This is a genomic window from Nonomuraea sp. K271 (assembly GCF_009908215.1).
Lineage (GTDB): Bacteria > Actinomycetota > Actinomycetes > Streptosporangiales > Streptosporangiaceae > Nonomuraea > Nonomuraea longispora.
In genome coordinates this window covers 1-3,397 of sequence record NZ_JAAAHR010000326.1, presented here as the reverse complement: position 1 = coordinate 3,397, position 3,397 = coordinate 1, and the positions used below count along the sequence as shown (strand labels likewise).

Genomic DNA, 3,397 nt, shown 5'->3' with positions numbered 1-3,397 from the left:
CGGACGGGACTGCCTGTCGTCGAGGTCGATCAGGACGGCGACGCTGCCGGTGCGGTTGACCCAGGAGGAGACGTTGTCGGCGGCGGAACCGACTGATCGGGGGCGGCATGGGCCTCCGATCAGTCGGTGAACGCCAGGCGCACGCCGAAGCCGACGATGACGACGCCGGTCAGCCGGTCGAGGAACCGCCGCACCCGGGGCGAGCGCAGGAACCCGCTCATCAGCGACGCGAACCAGATCAGCGCGACGCTCCACAGAAGCCCTTCGACCACGTGAACCCCGGCCAGCAGCAACCCCATGACCGCGTGCGGCGCCCCCTCCGGGATGAACTGCGGCAGCATGGCCACGTAGAAGACGCCGACCTTGGGATTGAGCAGGTTGGTCATCAGCCCGCGGCCGAACCCCTTCCCGAACCCGACCGCCTGCTGCTCGGGCAGCGCGTGCGCGTCCGCCCCGGTCAGGATCATGCGCAGGCCCATCCACACGAGGTAGGCCACACCTGCCCAGCGCAGCACCTGGTAGGCCGTCTCCGAGGCGGCCAGCAGCGCCGACAGCCCCGCCGCCGTGAGCACACCCCAGATCAGGGTGCCGAGCTGGATGCCCAGTGTCACGCCCCAGGCCGGCCTCCGGCCCGCCAGCAACGACGTCCGGAGGATGAGGGCCGTGTCGAGGCCCGGAGTCAGCGTGAGCAGGGCGACCACGGCGGCGAACGATAACACCGATCCCGCGATGTCCATGCTGTCAGGGTAGAAGGAGGAGTTTTCCTGTCGTACGGCGGGCCGCGAGGTCTTCGTGGGCCCGGCGCGCCTCGGCCAGCGGGTAGCGGCGCGAGACGTCGATCGGCAGCTGCCCCGCCGAGATCCACCCGAACAGGTCGGACGCGCGTTGCAGCAGCTCCTCGCGTTGCGCGATGTGGTGCGCGAGCGTGGGCCTGGTGAGGAAGAGCGAGCCCTTCCGGTTGAGCGTCTGGGGATCGAGCGGCGGGACCGGGCCGCTGGCGGCGCCGTACAGGGCCATGAGGCCGCGCGGCCGCAGCACCTCCAGGCCGCCGTCGAAGGTTGTTCTGCCGACCCCGTCGTACACGACGTCGATCTTGCCGCGCAGGGCGTCGGTGAACTCGTCGTAGCGCAGCACCTCGTCGGCGCCCGCCTGCCGGGCCAGCTCGCCCTTCTCGTCGGTGGAGACCGTGGTGTACACCTTGGCGCCCTTGAGCTTGGCCAGCCGGATCAGCAACTGGCCCATGCCGCCCGCCCCGGCGTGAACGAGCACCTGGTCACCCTCGCGCACCTCGTTCGTGGAGTGGGTGAGGTAGTGGGCCGTCATCCCCTGGAGCATCGCCGCCGCCGCGATGTCGGCCGGCACGCCGTCGGGCACCGGCACCGCACGGGCCGCCGGCACCACCACCTTGCCGCTGTAACTCCCCATGACGTCGGCCCAGGCCACGGTCTCACCCACGGCGAGGTCACGCACCCCCGGCCCCACGGCCGAGACCGTGCCGGCGCCCTCCATGCCGATGGACGTGGGAAGGTCGAGCGGGTAGGCGCCGGAGCGATGGTAGATGTCGATGAAGTTGACCCCGGCGGCGGCGACGTCGACCACGACCTCGCCCTCGCCCGGCACCGGGTCGGGACGCTCGGCGTATTCGAGAACCTCTGGGCCGCCCTGGGCGGAAACGACGATGCTGTGCATGCCCCTAGTCAACCCCTTCACCGCCACTCCGGTTCCAACCGGCCCCGACCGTGCCGGGCGATCCCTGCCCCAGGACTCCCCTGGGAACGGCCCGCATACCGTGAGCCTCCACCCGGCACCCGGACCGCCTGGTGGTCAGGTCGCCGTTCCGGACGGTACGCGGGCCAGGGCGCCCGCCTCCAAGGCCACCCAGATCGCCCCGTCGGGCCCGGCCGCCAGCCCGTGCGGCTCGCTCCTGCGTGCGCCGTCCGGCCCGTCCGGCAGGCGGGGGAGCGGATGGTGGTCGATGACGCCGTCGGTCGTGATGCGGCCGAGGCGGCCGGCGGCCCATTCGGTGAACCAGAGGGCGCCGTCGGGGCCGGTGATGATGGCGTGCGGGCGGGCCTCCCGGTCGGGAAGGGCGAATTCGCGGATACCGCCCGCGGTGTCGATCCGTCCGATCTGGCCCGCGCCGATCTCCACGAACCACAGTGCCCCGTCGGGGCCCAGCGTGATGCCCACCGGTGCGCCGCCCTCCGTGGGGAGCGGGTGAACGGTCACCTTGCCCTCCATCGACACGCGGCCGATGGCGTTGCCCTGGTTGAGGGTGAACCAGAGGGCGTCGTCGGGCCCCGCCGTGAGGAACGCGGGCATGCCGCCCTCCACCGGCACCTCGAACGCGCTCAGCGTCCCGTCGGCCGCGACGCGCCCGATCCTGCCGCTCTGCATCTGGGTGAACCACATGGCGCCGTCCGGGCCCGCGACGATGCCGTAGGGGGAGTCGGCAGGGTACGCCGTCACCTGCCCGTCGGCGGTGATGCGGCAGACCCGGCCGCCCTTGCCCTCGGTGAACCACAGGGCCCCGCCGGGACCCGGCGCGATCACGGTCGGCTGGCCGTCGGCCGGGTCGAGCTGGTGGATCACCGGCTCCTGACCGGGCACCAGCCTCCCGACGCGCCCCTCGTGGACGAGCGTGAACCACAGGGCTCCGTCCGCCCCCGTCGTGATGCCGTACGGAGCGCCGGCACTGATCATGGTCAACATATGGTTCCCCCCATGAGAACGATTTCGTCACCCCGGAAACGCCGGGTGAGGGCTCGGTCGTGTGACACCACGACCAGCGTGCCGTCGTAGGCGTCGAGCGCCTGCTCCAGTTCCTCCGCCAGCACCGGCGACAGATGGTTGGTCGGCTCGTCGAGCAGCAGCAGGTCGTGTTCCCGCCCCAGCAGCCTGGCCAGCGCCAGCCTGCGCTGCTGCCCGACCGACAGGGCGCCTGCCTTCTGGTCGAGGGTGTGCGGCCGGAAGAGGCCGGTGGCCAGCAGGGCGTCCCGGCGCTCGTCGGGATAGCCGGCGCCGTACGCGTCCAGCACGCTCTGATCCGGATCGAACGCGACATCCTGCGGCAGGAACCCGACCCTGCACCCGGCGTGCTCGGCGATGGTCCGCAGCAACGTGGACTTGCCCGCGCCGTTGGCGCCACTGACCAGCAGGCGGTCACCTGCCCTGATCGTCAGCACGTCCACCCGCAACCGATCACCGACCCGTACGTCCCGCAACTCCACGACCACACGAGCCGCCGCACCCCCACGCTCGCCGGCCGTGGCACCGGCCGGGCCGGAGGGAGCGGTTGCCGCCGTCGGGCCCTCACGCTCGCCGGCCGCGGCCCCGGAAGGGACGGGTGGTGTCGCCGGGCCGTCGAACGTGCCGCGGAAACGGAGCGGGTCGGGAG

At 72.2% G+C, this 3,397-nt stretch carries 4 protein-coding genes; all 4 read right to left on the bottom strand.

What is annotated here, in order from left to right; genetic code table 11:
- Window positions 1–119: 119 nt before the first annotated feature.
- Window positions 120–737: a LysE family translocator gene (locus GUY59_RS46455; protein ID WP_138200968.1), complete on the bottom strand. Its 618-nt coding sequence runs from the start codon at window positions 735–737 to the stop codon at window positions 120–122.
- Between the two features lie 4 nt (window positions 738–741).
- Window positions 742–1,689 (bottom strand): quinone oxidoreductase family protein, encoded by a 948-nt coding sequence (locus GUY59_RS46450; RefSeq protein ID WP_138200967.1) that lies wholly within the window; start codon window positions 1,687–1,689, stop codon window positions 742–744.
- 135 nt (window positions 1,690–1,824) lie between these two features.
- On the bottom strand, window positions 1,825–2,703 hold the full coding sequence (locus tag GUY59_RS46445; RefSeq protein ID WP_138200966.1) for a Vgb family protein: 879 nt from the start codon (window positions 2,701–2,703) through the stop codon (window positions 1,825–1,827).
- 2 nt (window positions 2,704–2,705) lie between these two features.
- The coding region (locus tag GUY59_RS46440; protein WP_161715114.1) for an ATP-binding cassette domain-containing protein at window positions 2,706–3,397 on the bottom strand (692 nt) is incomplete at its 5' end.

Coding starts and splice junctions, on each gene's coding strand:
- GUY59_RS46455 (WP_138200968.1), bottom strand. CDS start 737: ATGGACATCGCGGGATCGGTGTTATCGTTCGCCGCCGTGGTCGCCCTG.
- GUY59_RS46445 (WP_138200966.1), bottom strand. CDS start 2,703: ATGATCAGTGCCGGCGCTCCGTACGGCATCACGACGGGGGCGGACGGA.
- GUY59_RS46450 (WP_138200967.1), bottom strand. CDS start 1,689: ATGCACAGCATCGTCGTTTCCGCCCAGGGCGGCCCAGAGGTTCTCGAA.